We start from the raw sequence: 15687 nt of genomic DNA on the forward strand, positions 1-15687 counted from the left end.
CCGGGGTATCATAGTCGAAATGTTCGCTTTGGGAGCCCCCCGCAGGTGCTGTTTGCCTTGCCGTCACGCTTGCTTTGCTGCTCATATTGGCTGAAAGCCCCGATTTAAAAGGCTTTCAGCCGAAAGTAAAGACGATAAAAAAACCGTAAAAACCTGAAAAATTTGTAGTAAAAGGCGGTTTTCAGGGGCTTTTAGGCGCTCGTCCAGGCTGAAAAGGAGCTCCGATGGGCTTATTTTTTCGCCTTCGGATCGGCTTTGCAGGAGGCGATCTTGGTCAGCGCTTTCTGTTTCAGCGCGTCACTGGCCTTGTTGTCCATCAATGCCTGGATGTCGCTGGCCGGGTACGACTTGATCGCATCGGCGCCACAGGCGCAGTGGGACTTGGCAGCAGCTGCGCCGATCTGCGGCGTGGCCGCCTGGGTGCACTGAGCCATGTATTTCTCGCGCTCGCCCTTCGGCCAGTCCGCGTGGGCGGCCAGTGGCAGCAGCAGGACGACGGGGGCGACGATGGCGAATAAACGATTCAGACGCATGCTGGGATGCTCCTTGTGGGTCAATGTCTTGTTATCTGAGGGGTAAAACCCGGTTCAAGTTCAGCACTCTGGCATAAAAAGCCCTGATTTGCCCTAGCGGCGCGCTGCATGGCGTCGACGACCGTTCATCTGTGCTAGCATGCCTCGCTCGGGCGTTTAGCAGGCTCCGGATGACCTTCAGTCCCGGTGGCGGCACAGGCCCGAATAACCCTGATTTGAATCCCAGTCACTCTGGTTCGGTTTCCGGTTGGCCGCAAGGCTCCTGCCGCTGTAAGGCAGGCGTTCGTCATTGAATGGCCTGGACCGGATCTTGTACTGGCTCATCCCAACCCACGTGACCTTTGGTAGGGGTCACCACTAGGAGAGGAGGCGCCATGCCAACTATTACTCTTCCCGACGGCAGTCAACGTTCATTTGATCACCCGGTTTCCGTAGCCGAGGTCGCCGCATCCATTGGTGCTGGCCTGGCCAAAGCCACCGTGGCCGGCAAGGTCAATGGCCAGCTGGTCGACGCCAGCGACATCATCAGCAGCGATTCCACGCTGCAAATCATCACGCCAAAGGATGAAGAGGGGCTGGAGATCATTCGCCACTCTTGCGCCCACCTGGTTGGCCACGCGGTCAAGCAGCTGTATCCGACCGCCAGGATGGTCATCGGTCCGGTCATCGACGAAGGCTTCTATTACGACATCGCCTTCGAGCGTCCTTTCACCCCGGACGACCTGGCCGCGATCGAACAGCGCATGCAGCAGCTGATCGAGAAAGATTACGACGTGATCAAGAAAGTCACTCCGCGCGCCGAAGTGATCGAAGTGTTCAAGGCTCGTGGCGAAGACTACAAGTTGCGCCTGGTCGAGGACATGCCGAACGAACAGGCCATGGGTCTGTACTATCACGAAGAATACGTCGACATGTGCCGCGGCCCGCACGTACCGAACACCCGTTTCCTCAAATCCTTCAAGCTGACCAAGTTGTCCGGCGCCTACTGGCGCGGCGATGCCAAGAACGAGCAATTGCAGCGCGTCTACGGCACCGCCTGGGCTGACAAGAAGCAGCTGGCGGCTTACATCCAGCGCATCGAAGAAGCTGAAAAGCGCGATCACCGCAAGATCGGCAAGCGCCTGGGCCTGTTCCACACCCAGGAAGAGTCGCCGGGCATGGTGTTCTGGCACCCGAACGGCTGGACCCTGTACCAGGTGCTCGAGCAGTACATGCGCAAGGTTCAGCGCGACAACGGCTACCTGGAGATCAAGACTCCGCAAGTCGTTGACCGCAGCCTGTGGGAGAAATCCGGGCACTGGGCCAACTACGCCGACAACATGTTCACCACCCAGTCGGAAAACCGCGACTACGCCATCAAGCCGATGAACTGCCCGTGCCACGTGCAGGTGTTCAACCAGGGCCTGAAAAGCTACCGTGAGCTGCCGATGCGCCTGGCCGAGTTCGGTGCCTGCCATCGTAACGAGCCATCGGGTGCGTTGCACGGCATCATGCGCGTGCGTGCCTTCACCCAGGACGACGCCCACATCTTCTGCACCGAAGAGCAGATGCAGGCCGAATCCGCCGCATTCATCAAGCTGACCATGGACGTCTACGCCGATTTCGGCTTTAAAGACGTCGAGATGAAGTTGTCCACTCGTCCGGAAAAACGCGTAGGTTCCGACGAACTGTGGGATCGCGCCGAGGCTGCCCTGGCTGCAGCCCTTGATAGCGCGGGCCTGCCGTACGATCTGCAGCCGGGCGAAGGCGCTTTCTACGGTCCGAAGATCGAGTTCTCGCTGAAAGATTGCCTTGGCCGCGTCTGGCAGTGTGGTACTCTGCAGCTCGATTTTAACCTGCCTGTCCGTCTGGGAGCCGAATACGTCTCCGAAGACAACAGTCGCAAGCACCCGGTTATGTTGCACCGGGCGATCCTCGGCTCCTTCGAACGTTTCGTTGGAATCCTGATCGAGCACTACGAGGGCGCGTTCCCTGCGTGGCTGGCTCCGACCCAGGCAGTGATCATGAATATCACTGACAAGCAGGCTGATTTTGCCGCTGAAGTTGAAAAAACTCTCAACGAAAGCGGATTTCGTGCCAAGTCTGACTTGAGAAATGAAAAGATCGGCTTTAAAATCCGCGAGCATACTTTGCTCAAGGTTCCCTATCTCTTGGTTATCGGAGATCGGGAAGTCGAGATGCAGACTGTCGCTGTGCGTACTCGTGAAGGTGCTGACCTGGGCTCGATGCCCGTCGCCCAGTTCGCTGAGTTTCTCGCGCAAGCGGTTTCCCGGCGTGGTCGCCCAGATTCGGAGTAATTACTATTAAGCGTGAAATGAGACAAGATAAACGAGCTGCACCGAAAGCCCCGATCAACGAGAATATCTCGGCACGCGAGGTTCGGTTAATTGGGGCTGAAGGCGAGCAGCTTGGGATTGTGTCAATTGAAGACGCGCTTCTTAAGGCTGAAGAAGCCAAGCTCGATTTGGTGGAAATTTCCGCCGATGCTGTACCTCCTGTCTGCAAGCTGATGGACTACGGCAAATCGATCTTCGAAAAGAAGAAGCAGGTTGCCGCAGCCAAGAAGAACCAGAAGCAGATCCAGGTTAAAGAAATCAAGTTTCGTCCAGGGACGGAGGAAGGGGATTACCAGGTAAAACTGCGCAACCTGGTACGTTTCCTGAGTGATGGGGACAGGGCCAAGGTATCCTTGCGATTCCGCGGCCGTGAGATGGCCCACCAGGAGCTGGGGATGGAACTCCTCAAGCGAGTTGAAGGTGACTTGCTCGAGTACGGTTCTGTCGAACAGCATCCTAAGATGGAAGGACGCCAACTGATCATGGTCATCGCCCCGAAAAAGAAGAAGTAATCATTTGGGCACGGCAGGCCTACTGATTATGTTTATCAACTGAATGCGGAGTATCCGAACATGCCAAAAATGAAAACTAAAAGTGGTGCTGCTAAGCGGTTTCTGAAAACTGCTAACGGTATCAAGCACAAGCACGCTTTCAAGAGCCACATCCTGACTAAAATGTCGACCAAGCGTAAGCGTCAACTGCGCGGTAGCAGCTTGCTGGCACCGTGTGACGTGGCAAAAGTCGAGCGCATGCTGCGCCTTCGTTAATTTAGTCAAGAATAGAGGAAGTAACTCATGGCTCGTGTAAAGCGTGGCGTCATTGCCCGTAAACGTCACAAAAAAATTCTGAAACTTGCTAAAGGCTACTACGGCGCTCGTTCGCGCGTATTCCGTGTTGCCAAGCAAGCGGTAATCAAGGCAGGCCAATACGCCTACCGTGACCGTCGTCAGAAAAAACGTCAGTTCCGCGCTCTGTGGATCGCTCGTATCAACGCTGGTGCACGTATCAACGGTCTGTCCTACAGCCGTTTCATCGCCGGCCTGAAAAAAGCGTCCATCGAGATCGACCGTAAGGTTCTGGCTGATCTGGCAGTGAACGAAAAAGCGGCGTTTGCTGCGATTGTCGAGAAAGCTAAAGCCACCTTGGCTTAAGTACCCCCGACAGTCACCCTGCCTCACCTTTGTGGGGCCAGGTGTTAAACGTCATAAATAGGGGAAGAGCCTTCAAGCTCTTCCCCTATTTTGTATCTGGAGTCTGTACATGGAAAACCTGGATGCGCTCGTCTCTCAAGCACTAGAGGCTGTGCAAAGCGCTGAAGATATCAATGCCCTGGAGCAAATCCGGGTTCACTACCTTGGCAAGAAGGGCGAATTGACTCAGGTGATGAAGACCCTGGGAAATCTGCCGGCAGAAGAGCGTCCGCAAGTCGGCGCCCTGATCAACGTTGCCAAGGAGCGTGTCACAGAGGTTCTCAATGCCCGCAAGGCACTGTTTGAAGAGGCCGACCTGGCCGCCAAACTGTCTGCCGAGTCCATTGACGTGACCCTGCCTGGCCGCGGCCAGACCTCGGGTGGTCTGCATCCGGTTACGCGTACTCTGGAACGAATCGAACAGTTCTTCACCCACATCGGCTACGGCATCGCCGAAGGCCCTGAGGTCGAAGACGACTACCACAACTTCGAAGCGCTCAACATCCCAGGCCACCACCCGGCCCGGTCGATGCATGACACCTTCTATTTTAATGCCAACATGTTGCTGCGCACCCATACCTCGCCGGTACAGGTCCGCACCATGGAATCGAAACAGCCGCCGATCCGCATCGTCTGCCCAGGCCGTGTGTACCGTAGCGACTCGGATATCACCCACTCGCCGATGTTCCACCAGGTCGAAGGCCTGCTGGTCGATCGCGACATCAATTTCGCCGACCTCAAGGGCACCATCGAAGAATTCCTGCGGGTGTTCTTCGAGAAGGAACTGGCGGTGCGCTTTCGTCCTTCGTACTTCCCGTTCACCGAGCCATCCGCTGAAGTCGACATGGAATGCGTGATGTGCAGCGGTAAAGGCTGCCGTGTCTGCAAACAGACTGGCTGGCTGGAAGTCATGGGCTGCGGCATGGTTCACCCGAACGTGCTGCGCATGTCCGGGATCGACCCGGAAGAGTTTTCGGGCTTTGCCTTTGGCATGGGCGTCGAGCGTCTGGCCATGCTGCGTTACGGCGTGAACGACTTGCGTCTGTTCTTCGACAACGACTTGCGGTTCCTCGCGCAATTTCGCTAGTCGTAACGAATTCTTAGGAGAGCAGGATGAAATTCAGTGAACAATGGCTGCGCGGCTGGGTAAGCCCGCAGGTAAGTCGCGACGAGCTGGTTGCTCGTCTGTCGATGGCCGGTCTTGAGGTCGACAGCGTCACGCTGGCCGCCGGTGAATTCAGTGGCGTGGTCGTGGGCGAGGTGCTGAGCACCGAGCAGCACCCGGACGCCGACAAGCTGCGTGTGTGCCAAGTCAGCAATGGCGCCGAAACCTTCCAGATCGTGTGCGGTGCGCCTAACGTGCGTCCGGGCCTGAAGATCCCGTTCGCCATGATCGGTGCCGAGCTGCCAGGCGACTTCAAGATCAAGAAAGCCAAGCTGCGTGGCGTTGAGTCCAACGGCATGCTGTGCTCGCAAGCCGAACTGCAGGTTGGCGAAGGCAACGATGGCCTGATGGAATTGCCGGTCGATGCACCGGTTGGCCAGGACATCCGTGAATACCTGGGCCTGGACGACGCCAGCATCGAGGTCGACCTTACCCCGAACCGCGGCGACTGCCTGTCCGTGGCCGGCCTGGCCCGTGAAGTCGGCGCGCTGTACGCCGCCCAGGTCACCCGTCCGGTCGTGGCCACTGTGCCCGCCGTGCACGACGAAGTGCGCTCGGTCGAAGTCCTGGCGCCGGCCGCTTGCCCGCGCTACCTGGGCCGCGTGATCCGTAACGTCGACCTGTCCAAGCCAACGCCACTGTGGATGGTCGAGCGCCTGCGTCGTTCCGACGTCCGTAGCATCGACGCTGCCGTCGACATCACCAACTACGTGATGCTGGAACTGGGTCAACCGCTGCACGCTTTCGATCTCGCCGAAATCAATGGCGGCATCCGCGTGCGCATGGCCGAAGAAGGCGAAAAACTGGTACTGCTCGACGGTCAGGAAGTCAGCCTGCGTAGCGATACCCTGGTCATCGCCGACCACACCCGCGCCCTGGCGATTGCCGGCGTCATGGGTGGCGAGCACAGCGGCGTCAACACCGCGACCACTCGCGACGTATTCCTCGAAAGCGCGTTCTTCGACCAGATCGCCGTCGCTGGCAAGGCCCGTTCCTACGGCCTGCACACCGACGCCTCGCACCGCTACGAGCGTGGCGTGGACTGGCAGCTGGCCCGTGAAGCCATGGAGCGCGCCACCGGCCTGCTGCTGGAAATCACCGGCGGCGAAGCCGGCCCGATCATCGAAACCGTCAGCGAACAGCACCTGCCGTCGATCGCACCGGTCACCCTGCGTGCCCAGCGCATCAGCCAGATGCTCGGCATGGAAATGGAACCGGCCGAAGTCGAGCGCCTGCTCAACGGCCTGGGCCTTAAAATTTCCGCCGACGGGGCAGGGCAGTGGCGCGTAGAAGTGCCAAGCCATCGCTTCGACATCAGCCTGGAAGTCGACCTGATCGAAGAACTGGCTCGCCTGTACGGCTACAACCGCCTGCCGGTGCGCTACCCGCAAGCCCGCCTGGCGCCGCAAGCCAAGGCCGAAGCCCGCAGTGACCTGCCAGAACTGCGTCGACTGCTGGTCGCCCGTGGTTACCAGGAAGCGATCACCTACAGTTTCATCGATCCGAAACAGTTCGAGTTGTTTAATCCAGGTGTTGAACCACTGCTCTTGGCCAACCCGATCTCCAACGACATGGCTGCCATGCGTTCGTCGCTGTGGCCAGGCCTGGTCAAGGCGCTTCAGCACAACCTGAACCGCCAGCAGGATCGCGTGCGCCTGTTCGAAAGCGGCCTGCGGTTCGTCGGTCAACTCGACGGCCTCAAGCAAGAGCCGATGATCGCCGGTGTAGTGTGCGGCAGCCGCCTGCCGGAAGGCTGGGCGCAAGGTCGCGACGTCGTCGACTTCTTCGACGTCAAGGCCGACGTGGAAGCCGTATTGGGCTTCGCCGGCGCACTGGATTCGTTCACGTTCGTGCCGGGCAAACACCCAGCGCTGCACCCGGGTCAAACCGCGCGCATCGAACGCGAAGGTCGCCTGGTCGGCTTCGTCGGCGCCATCCACCCGGAATTATCGAAAACCCTCGGTCTCGACCGTCCGGTGTTCGTATTCGAGCTGGTTCTGGCGGAAGTGGCACTGGGTAAAATGCCTAAATTCCAGGAGTTATCGCGCTTTCCTGAAGTGCGACGTGACCTGGCCCTGATCGCGGAAAAAGACGTCGCAGCCAGCGCCGTTCTCGACGTAATCCGTGAAAATGCAGGCGAATGGCTGACAGACCTCAGGCTATTTGACGTGTATCAGGGTAAAGGCATTGATCCTGATAGAAAAAGCCTTGCAGTCGGCTTGACCTGGCAGCATCCATCGCGCACTCTTAATGACGATGAGGTGAATACCACGACGCAAAATATCCTCACCTCGCTCGAACAAAGGTTGAACGCCACGTTAAGGAAGTGACGTATGGGGGCTCTGACGAAAGCTGAGATGGCGGAACGTCTGTATGAGGAGTTGGGCCTGAATAAACGGGAGGCCAAGGAATTGGTCGAACTGTTTTTTGAAGAAATCAGGCACGCTCTGGAAGACAACGAACAAGTCAAATTGTCCGGTTTCGGCAATTTCGACCTTCGGGACAAACGCCAGCGGCCTGGCCGCAATCCGAAAACGGGAGAAGAAATCCCGATCACGGCTCGCCGTGTGGTCACCTTTCGTCCAGGGCAGAAGTTGAAGGCCCGAGTTGAGGCTTATGCTGGAACCAAGTCATAACGACGAGCTACCCGTCATCCCAGGCAAACGCTACTTCACCATTGGTGAAGTCAGCGAGCTGTGTGCGGTAAAACCGCACGTTCTGCGCTATTGGGAGCAGGAGTTTCCTCAACTCAACCCCGTCAAACGCCGCGGAAACCGCCGGTATTATCAGCGACAAGACGTGCTGATGATCCGGCAGATCCGCGCGCTTCTTTACGATCATGGCTTCACCATCGGCGGCGCACGCTTGCGTTTGTCCGGCGACGAAGCCAAAGATGACACCACCCAGTACAAACAGATGATCCGGCAGATGATTGCCGAGTTGGAAGATGTGCTGGTTGTACTCAAGAAATGATTTTTTGCTTTTAAATACTTCCAGTTTTCAAAAGCTTGCGATATATTCTTGAGCGTCCTTCGAGGTGAAGGATGAGTTTCACGCCTAGTCGGGGCGTAGCGCAGTCCGGTAGCGCACTAGCATGGGGTGCTAGGGGTCGAGTGTTCGAATCACTCCGTCCCGACCATATTATTCAATGACTTAGCCCAACTTTAGCGAGTTGGGCTTTTTCATGTGCGTGACTTTTGCGTGACTTCTCGATTTTTCACGCCTGCCTCCTCTTCAAGATTGTCAGGACCGGTCCACGCGAATCGGTTGCTGATACCATGTTCGCAGCTTCGATCAAATGCCCGAGCTCAGCGCCCGAGTAGTGACTGGTGATGCTGCCGTTCTTGTGGCCGAGCAGCGCTTTCCGATCTTCCTCCGTCACGCCAGCCGCACGTAGGCGGGGCATGGAAGGTGCTGGACTGGCGCTACGGTAAGCAACTCGCCGAGCAGTCCGCCACGTATCAGGCAGACCTGACCTTCATCAGCAACGCAGCCGCCGCCCAGGTGCGCGCGGATCAGGAACAACGCTTGGCGCTCGAGCAGCGACTGGCGGCCAGCGACCAAACCCACTACAAGGAGCTGAGCGGTGCTCAAAAAGACCAAGGTCGCCTGCGCGATCGCCTTGCCACTTCTGATTTGCGGCTGTCAGTCCTTCTCGACGCAACGGATACAGCCAGTGGCTGTTCAGTGCCAGCCGATACCGGCGCCGGCGGCGTGGTTCATGGAGGAGCGCGCGCCCGACTTGACCCAGCGCATGCTCAACGAATTATCGGAATCACCGACGCCGGCGACCAAGGATTGATTGCGCTCGCTTCATGCCAGGCATATGTAAGGGAAGTTTTGCGCTGATGATTGGGGGCTACAATCGACCCAGACTGTGCGAAAACACACTTGATACGTTCAAGGCTGAGATTTTTTGGATTGCCTGTGAAGTTGGTAGTAGGAAGTAACGATTGGCCTGTGCGGTCAACATAGCCTCTTACCGACGTTGCAGCGATATGATCATGCCTTGATCGCTTCAAGCAATCCCCAAATGCCAAAGATGCTCATCATTCGCTCGAGGTTGTATAACCGCAGATTCGCAGGCTTTTGCGGCGTGATCAGGCTTGAGCTTGACGCCACCTTTCGATCAATCGAAGGCTTGGTATCGCCACCCTGACAAGCTACGCCGATGGCGTGCGTGGACCTTGCGGCTACTGGCACCTCAGTATTGGCGGCAGTACTGATGAAGGCCTCACCGTGGCCTGGCAGATTTGAGCAGGCCACGGTTCCGAGCGATTTGCTTGATGTGCCCCTAGCTCGCGCTGATGTTGCCGCAGAAAAGGGGGCGGCTACCGTCCGCTGAGCTGGTGCGAACGAGCAAGACATAGTCACCCTTGGTCAGTTCGCTCAGCGCCACCGGCGCCTGGGCCCAATGCTGGGTACGCGGGGCCAACGATGGATACTCGACGCTGTTGGCCTGACGGGTCTCGTACACCGGTTGTGCACTCAACCGCTGGCACGAGCCAGAGTAGATAGCACTAACGAGGCGGCTAGGTACGGCCAAGTCGTGAGGGACACCAGCGACGGTGAGCCAGATACTGGTTTGGTTGCCCACCGGACTGAGGGTGGCTCGAGCGACATGCTCTGCGTTTTGCGGGGTAGCATTGAGGGGGACATCGACAATCTCGGTTCTGCTTGCGCAACCTGAAATCGCCCCTACCGTCACTACCAACGCCAGCCAAGATTTTCTGTTCATCACAGAGCTCCTGATTTGAAGTGCGTTGATTTCATCCCCCTTGTGAAGTTTAGTGGCCTGCTCCGGGCGCGGAATCTAGCTGATGGGCGGTCATCGGTAGAACTGTGCCATTTTCAGACACGCCTATGTTTTCCATGGCCCCGCGTTTCGAGGCCACTGTCGCTGAACCCTCATCCTGTGACGCGCACTTTTATGCCGCAAGAACCATGGCCGATTTTTTCAACAGAATCGGCCGATTTCTGCCTGTGAGCGATCACTCCGGCGTCATCATCACCGCCAGCGTCATCTTGATGAACTCTTCATTTTTGTCGATCGTTTCCAAGGCACCTCTCACATTGCCACCGACCTCGGTTGCAGCGCGCTGCTCGACCCAAATCTTTAGCTCCATGATGGCAGCCTCCAGGGCAAGCTGGTTTTCGTTGATTTTGAAGAGCAGTGAAGGAAGCAGGTCTGGGTTGGGCATCGAGATTCCTCCGTGAAGAGGTCGGCGTAGCAGTCAAAAAAAGGGTTGGTATTCGGTCGGCAGAAGGTTTTAGATAATCGTCAATGCATACTCGCGAAACAAAAGACCTGCAGGCCATTCCCGATGTTACTGCTGCATTACTGAAGTGTGGTCTTGGGCTGGGCCATAGACGCCCGGAGTAAGAATGATCCGGACTTCCTGTTGATGGCACACAATTAACGACGAAGGCGGACCTTCTCCCAGCTCCGGTCGACGTAAAACGATCCCGTATCGCCTCGAATTGAATAGAGCGTCGCCCTGTAAAAGGCCGCTCGTCGTGAGCAGTCCAGTCCGCGCAGTTTTTTGTAGGCCCATTTCCAGCCATGCTTCGGTGCGATGCTCATATTTTACCCAATGCATAGGTCGTCTGCGGATCGTAGCTGGTGGCGAAATAATGGCAAAGCATCAATTTTTGACGTCAAAAAAAACAGTGCTCTGGGTGGCGCGGAAACACTCTTTGTGATTTTCGAAGCAGAGCTAGAAAAGCTGCTGAAATATTTGGCGAGGTTGATGTTTGTGCGGTCGGCAGGACGCCGGGATGCAGGGGTTTTCTTGTCGAAACCCTGTAGGGACTTTTGCGGGGATTCGTAAAACACGGTTAGTCATGTTCAACCATCGATTGCAGTGGGCGCCGTTCCAAAGGACTGTTCTGTATAGCTCTTTAGCGCCCCTGCAAGCATGGGGTGCTAGGGGTAGAGTGTTCGAATCACTCCGTCCCGACCATATAATTCAAAGGGTTGCGAGATTTTATCTCGCGACCCTTTTTTATTTTTGATTGTTTTTACCCCCACAAAACCACTGGCTCTAGGTGGAAACTTCACGATATCCATACAGCTTTACACCCCAGCATCTGATGGCTTTCTCGGCCCCAGTGCGCTGGCCGAGGCGATGGTGGCGGCTGGGCAATGGATCGACAGTCAGCTGCATTAGAGCGATACCGATCGTCATTCCCAAACCACATGATGATGCTCGTATCAGCCCTGCAGGTTTGCGGTTATCCATGGGGCAAGCTGCCAGGCGCCAAAGCTGGCGTGTGAGACATGGGCAGCTTTTCTATATGCACAGAAACTGACCCGATGCCGCTGCTCGACGGCCGGGCGGAGGACAGCTTCTTCGCGCTTCGCGCAGATTATGAGCGCTCCATGGGAGTTCCATTGTTGGTGATCAATGGCCACGGGCTTGATTCGAGAGAATATTTAAAGTACGCCCCTGCAAGTAATCAGCGTTAAGCGTCTTTAAGCAGTTAATGCCCTACACTGATAGTTATTTTTAACATTATGTAGGAAACCCTCTACTCAGTTTTTAGTGTTGATACAAATGTAGCCAGCAAAGGATCTTTTTCAGCATTTTGCTTGTGCCTGCCGATGAAAATCCACTCGTCCTCTGTCCAAAGAATTCGTGTTGTTTTAGGTGCTTTGCAGTCAAAAACAACCTGATAGATTTTTGTTTCTCGCTGCTGGACGACGACGCATTGCTCAAGGCAAACCAACAATCGCTGCCCGGGCTCTAGTGTCGGCACATTGAGCGGGACACACATTTTAATTTCTGTTTTTCGCATGATGACTTTCGTCCTTAAAATTCAGAAACCGTACGCGGTAAATCAAAAGCAAAGGCGATCCGTTGTGGCGAGGGACTCATCTCATGTCTTTTAAAATGACGTCCTATGTGCACTTGAAGGTGCAATCATCACGGTGAAGTAAGTCACTATGAACCCGTACAGGCAATTACCTCCAGGGTGTGGAGCTGATAGCTCATTGCTGATCGTGAGAGCTTTTTGGGTTCGGCTATGTCCTCGATCTGGCCGTCAGAGCTTTATCACTTGACGCTTACCCGCAAGGTTGTGGGCTTTCAAAGACAAAGAATTGGGTGGCAGCGCTCAGGCCGGCGTACCTCATAGAGATCGGTGGTTTTGTTCATGACTAGCCTCCGGGGGTTCATATGTGCATAATATTATCATGCGGTGATAATAGAAAGGCAATCTGCTCGACCTTGCCTCAGGCGGGAGCGACGGCTTTGCTCAACTGCCGGGAGGCAAATCACGCATGAGAACAGAAAGATGTGAGCGCTTGGAGAGCTGCATGAAACGTGAGGACGTAAAAATCAAACACGCTGAAGGCATTCAGTTTGACACCCATTTAATTGCCAATCCGGCCAACACCCAGGAGTGGATCGCATTCTTTAAAAAGGAAGCAGGAAGAAGCTTTTTCCTGGTCAATGACAATGAAGAAATTGAACCCTTCCGACACCTTGATGATTTGATTCATGAGCTGCGTGAAATCGGTATCAAGGTGGCTGAAATTCATTTTTGAATTTTTTTTCTTGGAGTGTCGTCATGTCTGTCAGGGTCGAACATCTGTCTAGTCAGAGTGAAGATCTATGGTCCGTGTGTGTAGGTGTCCGGCGAATTCAGTTCCGCAATGAGCAGGGTGCAAAGGACTATGCGGCAAAGCTGAAAGAGCGTATAGAAGCTCCACATATATACCCGTATGCAGTGCCGGCAACCGGCGACAGAAACTGCAGTAAGTAATTAAATGTGTTGCCCTTGTTTTATTATAAAGATTGAAACATAAAAAAAATAACAAGATTCCCTGCTTGAGGGTGGTGCAAGACTCGACGAGTTATAAGTTCCAATCAGAGGAGCACCAGGAGGTTTTTTAATCGGGTTGCCTGTCTTCCTGTTGCGAAGGGGCGCCAGTGATTCGTGGGTAATTTTGCCTGTAGTCGGTGCTGATGGGTAAAGACCTACCCCTCTTGGGCATTTTGATTTCTCTTCAATCAAAGAGGGGCGGTAGGCGTAGCGCAGGATATAAAAACGCCAGCTCTGACTGAGCTGGCGATTACGTCTATCTAGTCACGCAAGTAGGCCACCAAGGCGTCAGCGAAGGACTCAGTCGTTCCGGTTCCCCCCATATCCGGTGTCACCTGATCGCAGGCGGTTTTCAAAACAACGCGGATAGCGGTACGAATGCGTGTCCCCTTGTCCACCATGCCCATATAATCAAGCATGTCCGCGGCAGCCAACAACAATGCACAAGGGTTTGCGATATTCTTGCCAGCGATGTCCGGTGCCGAACCGTGGACCGCTTCGAAGATGGCCGCATCGGCGCCGATGTTAGACCCGGGCGCCAAGCCCAATCCACCCACCAGGCCTGCGCACAAGTCTGAAAGGATGTCACCAAACAGGTTGGTGGTGACAATGACATCGAATTGATGGGGGTTCATTACCAACTGCATACAGGCGTTGTCGACGATCATTTCGTGGAATTCGATTTCCGGATAATCCGCAGCGACCTCGCGCGCAACCTCAAGAAACAAACCGGAGCAAGACTTTATGATGTTGGCCTTGTGCACCGCGGTAACTTTCTTGCGGCCTTTGCTACGAGCCAGCTCGAACGCGTATCGCACGATGCGTTCGGAGGCGGTGCGTGTTACGCGGATGCTCGCCAAAGCGACTTCGCCGTCTTCTGAAATACTCTGTCCTTCGGGTAAGTAAGCCCCCTCGGTATTTTCGCGCACTGTGATGATGTCGATATCTTCGAAGCGCGAACGGGTTCCCGGGAAACTGATCGCTGGTCGAACATTGGCGTAGAGATCGAAATGGCGGCGAAGGTGAACGTTGATCGATGAGAACCCACGGCCAATCGGTGTCGTCAGAGGGCCTTTAAGTGCGATGCCATGTTTGGCGATCGTATCGATAGAGGCGGGTGGCATCAGCTGTCCATGTTGCTGCAACGCCTCCAGGCCGGCCTCAACGAAGTCGTAGCGAAGATTGCAGTCAAGGGCGTCGAGTACGCGTAGCGTCGCTTGCATGATCTCGGGGCCGATGCCGTCGCCCTTGATGATTGCGATTGTTCTGCTCATGGTCTCTTCCTTAACAGAGCTTTGTCAGCCTGCTGTATTGATTGGGTCATTGAGACTGGTGTCACGAGTCTGCTGATAGGCATTGACTGTCTGACGGCTTTCACCGCGCCAGTGTGCTGTGTTTCATCCTCCGCGCCGTGACTGCGCAGGTCATCGCGGATCAAATGACGGTCATCCTGAGACGGATGTCAGATCTCGCGCCGCACAGAACTACTCGAGGATGCTGCTGTTACGGGGCGAGCTACCGGATCAAGCGTGCTGTCACTGCTCCACCGAATACGCGCATAACATTAACATATAATGTTAATGTTTGCGGTGGGCGCGCTCAGCAAAAGTCATTGGCTCACTTTCGCATGGCGCGGCGGACAAAAAGCCTGGCGTCATCAAAGGCAGGCACGATTGCCAGCGTCACCAGAACCATCGCGAGCGGTACCGTTGAGATGTAACCAATGTGCTTGAACCCAAATGCCCCCATCACGCCGCCGAAGAAAAAACTCAGCGCCAGCAGTATCAGTATTTTGAGCCGGGTCCGATTGGCGAGAACTTTTGGGTGTGTCGATGTGCTGGCGGCATTCCAGTAGAGGAGTTTTCCCAGCTCAATTCCGATGTCCGTGATGATGCCGGTGATGTGTGTCGTTCGGATTTCGGCTTTTGAAATTTTGGTGATCACCGCGTTTTGTAGCCCCATGATGAAGCACAGGAGCATCACGGTGACTGACACGAACAAACCATTCACTGTGGATAGTTGGGCGCCCAGAAAGCCAAAGCAGATAAGCAGAAAGGCCTCGACCAAAAGTGGCACTGCAAACTCACTGTGCATCCGTCTGCGTCGGGAGTAATTGACCATGACCGCAGAGCACGCAGCCCCAACCAGAAAAGACAACAATGCGCCGGCGCCACTAAGTACCAGGTCGTAGGCTCCCAGCACACTGTTGTCTGCCATCGAAGAGACGATGCCCGTCATGTGTGAGGTGTACTGATGCACTGCCAGGAAACCGCCAGCGTTGATTGCTCCCGCGACGAAGGCCAAGGAGAAGCCAAGATGTCGGTTTGCGGCGGTGGTACGCCTTCGCCCGGTGAGACTCCTGACATATTTGATCGGCATTTATTCACCCTTGTCTCAAGCAGATGAGGAGCAAAAAAGCCAACCGATTATGTATATCTGATATCACCTGGTCCTCGCGATTTGGACGGAGCTGCGCGTTGAGTGTTGAAGCCGATGGCTGCCGTTTCTTCTGATCGGTGATCAGGACTGCCTGGGATGGCAAACCTGCGTGCTGATTGCCTGCCGGGGATCGCGATAGCTTCACTTGGCGATAGGCCAAAAGCGGGTAATTTTGCAAAATGGCGGACTGTCGATAT

Annotated in this window: 15 protein-coding genes, 1 tRNA gene and 2 pseudogenes; 11 read left to right on the forward strand and 7 right to left on the reverse strand. The window is 55.5% G+C overall.

Translation table 11 applies throughout. From position 1 onward, the window contains the following. Nucleotides 1-230: 230 nt before the first annotated feature. Nucleotides 231-533, reverse strand: a complete 303-nt coding sequence (locus AAEZ05_RS23760; RefSeq protein ID WP_045057909.1) for a hypothetical protein — start codon at nucleotides 531-533, stop codon at nucleotides 231-233. Between the two features lie 374 nt (nucleotides 534-907). On the opposite strand from AAEZ05_RS23760, the gene thrS reads away from it, so the two are divergent. From thrS to AAEZ05_RS23805, 9 genes are all read left to right on the forward strand, one after another. Then, nucleotides 908-2830: a threonine--tRNA ligase gene (gene thrS, locus AAEZ05_RS23765; protein WP_045057908.1), complete on the forward strand. Its 1923-nt coding sequence runs from the start codon at nucleotides 908-910 to the stop codon at nucleotides 2828-2830. Then, nucleotides 2830-3381, forward strand: a complete 552-nt coding sequence (gene infC, locus AAEZ05_RS23770; protein WP_176469887.1) for a translation initiation factor IF-3 — start codon at nucleotides 2830-2832, stop codon at nucleotides 3379-3381. Before thrS ends, infC begins: the two co-directional genes overlap by 1 nt. A 60-nt stretch (nucleotides 3382-3441) precedes the next feature. Next, nucleotides 3442-3636, forward strand: coding sequence for a 50S ribosomal protein L35 (gene rpmI, locus AAEZ05_RS23775; protein WP_008145659.1), 195 nt, complete (start codon nucleotides 3442-3444; stop codon nucleotides 3634-3636). Between the two features lie 27 nt (nucleotides 3637-3663). Beyond that, on the forward strand, nucleotides 3664-4020 hold the full coding sequence (gene rplT, locus AAEZ05_RS23780; RefSeq protein WP_007905879.1) for a 50S ribosomal protein L20: 357 nt from the start codon (nucleotides 3664-3666) through the stop codon (nucleotides 4018-4020). Nucleotides 4021-4129: 109 nt separating this feature from the next. Continuing rightward, the gene (gene pheS / locus AAEZ05_RS23785; RefSeq protein WP_007905876.1) at nucleotides 4130-5146 is read left to right on the forward strand and encodes a phenylalanine--tRNA ligase subunit alpha; all 1017 of its coding nucleotides are present in this window, start codon (nucleotides 4130-4132) and stop codon (nucleotides 5144-5146) included. 26 nt (nucleotides 5147-5172) lie between these two features. Further along, on the forward strand, nucleotides 5173-7554 hold the full coding sequence (pheT, locus tag AAEZ05_RS23790; protein WP_205893185.1) for a phenylalanine--tRNA ligase subunit beta: 2382 nt from the start codon (nucleotides 5173-5175) through the stop codon (nucleotides 7552-7554). A 3-nt stretch (nucleotides 7555-7557) separates the two neighbouring features. Then, nucleotides 7558-7860: an integration host factor subunit alpha gene (gene ihfA, locus AAEZ05_RS23795; protein WP_002553164.1), complete on the forward strand. Its 303-nt coding sequence runs from the start codon at nucleotides 7558-7560 to the stop codon at nucleotides 7858-7860. Further along, complete coding sequence (locus tag AAEZ05_RS23800) at nucleotides 7841-8197, forward strand: MerR family transcriptional regulator (RefSeq protein WP_350649178.1); 357 nt, start codon at nucleotides 7841-7843, stop codon at nucleotides 8195-8197. Before ihfA ends, AAEZ05_RS23800 begins: the two co-directional genes overlap by 20 nt. Before the next feature lie 89 nt (nucleotides 8198-8286). Next, nucleotides 8287-8363: transfer RNA gene (locus tag AAEZ05_RS23805), tRNA-Pro, on the forward strand. A gap of 78 nt (nucleotides 8364-8441) precedes the next feature. On the opposite strand, the pseudogene AAEZ05_RS23810 reads toward AAEZ05_RS23805, so the two are convergent. Beyond that, nucleotides 8442-8624: pseudogene (locus tag AAEZ05_RS23810) on the reverse strand (tyrosine-type recombinase/integrase); the annotation flags it as partial. A gap of 2 nt (nucleotides 8625-8626) precedes the next feature. On the opposite strand from AAEZ05_RS23810, the pseudogene AAEZ05_RS23815 reads away from it, so the two are divergent. Further along, nucleotides 8627-9073: pseudogene (locus AAEZ05_RS23815) on the forward strand (lysis system i-spanin subunit Rz); the annotation flags it as partial. 445 nt (nucleotides 9074-9518) lie between these two features. Here AAEZ05_RS23815 and AAEZ05_RS23820 read toward each other — a convergent pair. From AAEZ05_RS23820 to AAEZ05_RS23830, 3 genes are all read right to left on the reverse strand, one after another. Beyond that, a complete protein-coding gene (locus tag AAEZ05_RS23820) occupies nucleotides 9519-9716 on the reverse strand; it encodes a hypothetical protein (RefSeq protein WP_350649182.1) in 198 nt (65 codons plus the stop codon). A gap of 499 nt (nucleotides 9717-10215) precedes the next feature. After that, a complete protein-coding gene (locus AAEZ05_RS23825) occupies nucleotides 10216-10425 on the reverse strand; it encodes a hypothetical protein (protein WP_350649184.1) in 210 nt (69 codons plus the stop codon). 1330 nt (nucleotides 10426-11755) lie between these two features. After that, nucleotides 11756-12022: a hypothetical protein gene (locus AAEZ05_RS23830; RefSeq protein WP_149658773.1), complete on the reverse strand. Its 267-nt coding sequence runs from the start codon at nucleotides 12020-12022 to the stop codon at nucleotides 11756-11758. Between the two features lie 520 nt (nucleotides 12023-12542). Between AAEZ05_RS23830 and AAEZ05_RS23835 the strand changes: the two genes are divergently transcribed. Next, complete coding sequence (locus tag AAEZ05_RS23835) at nucleotides 12543-12773, forward strand: hypothetical protein (RefSeq protein WP_045060682.1); 231 nt, start codon at nucleotides 12543-12545, stop codon at nucleotides 12771-12773. Nucleotides 12774-13311: 538 nt separating this feature from the next. Here the strand turns inward: AAEZ05_RS23835 and AAEZ05_RS23840 are convergent. Together AAEZ05_RS23840 and AAEZ05_RS23845 are read right to left on the reverse strand one after the other, a co-directional pair. Then, nucleotides 13312-14325, reverse strand: coding sequence for an isocitrate dehydrogenase (locus AAEZ05_RS23840; protein WP_045060683.1), 1014 nt, complete (start codon nucleotides 14323-14325; stop codon nucleotides 13312-13314). A 343-nt stretch (nucleotides 14326-14668) separates the two neighbouring features. Continuing rightward, nucleotides 14669-15430: a YoaK family protein gene (locus tag AAEZ05_RS23845; protein WP_045060684.1), complete on the reverse strand. Its 762-nt coding sequence runs from the start codon at nucleotides 15428-15430 to the stop codon at nucleotides 14669-14671. Between the last annotated feature and the right edge of the window lie 257 nt (nucleotides 15431-15687).

The sequence above is a fragment of the Pseudomonas sp. HY13-MNA-CIBAN-0226 genome, from assembly GCF_040310305.1.
Taxonomy (GTDB): Bacteria; Pseudomonadota; Gammaproteobacteria; order Pseudomonadales; family Pseudomonadaceae; genus Aquipseudomonas; species Aquipseudomonas gregormendelii.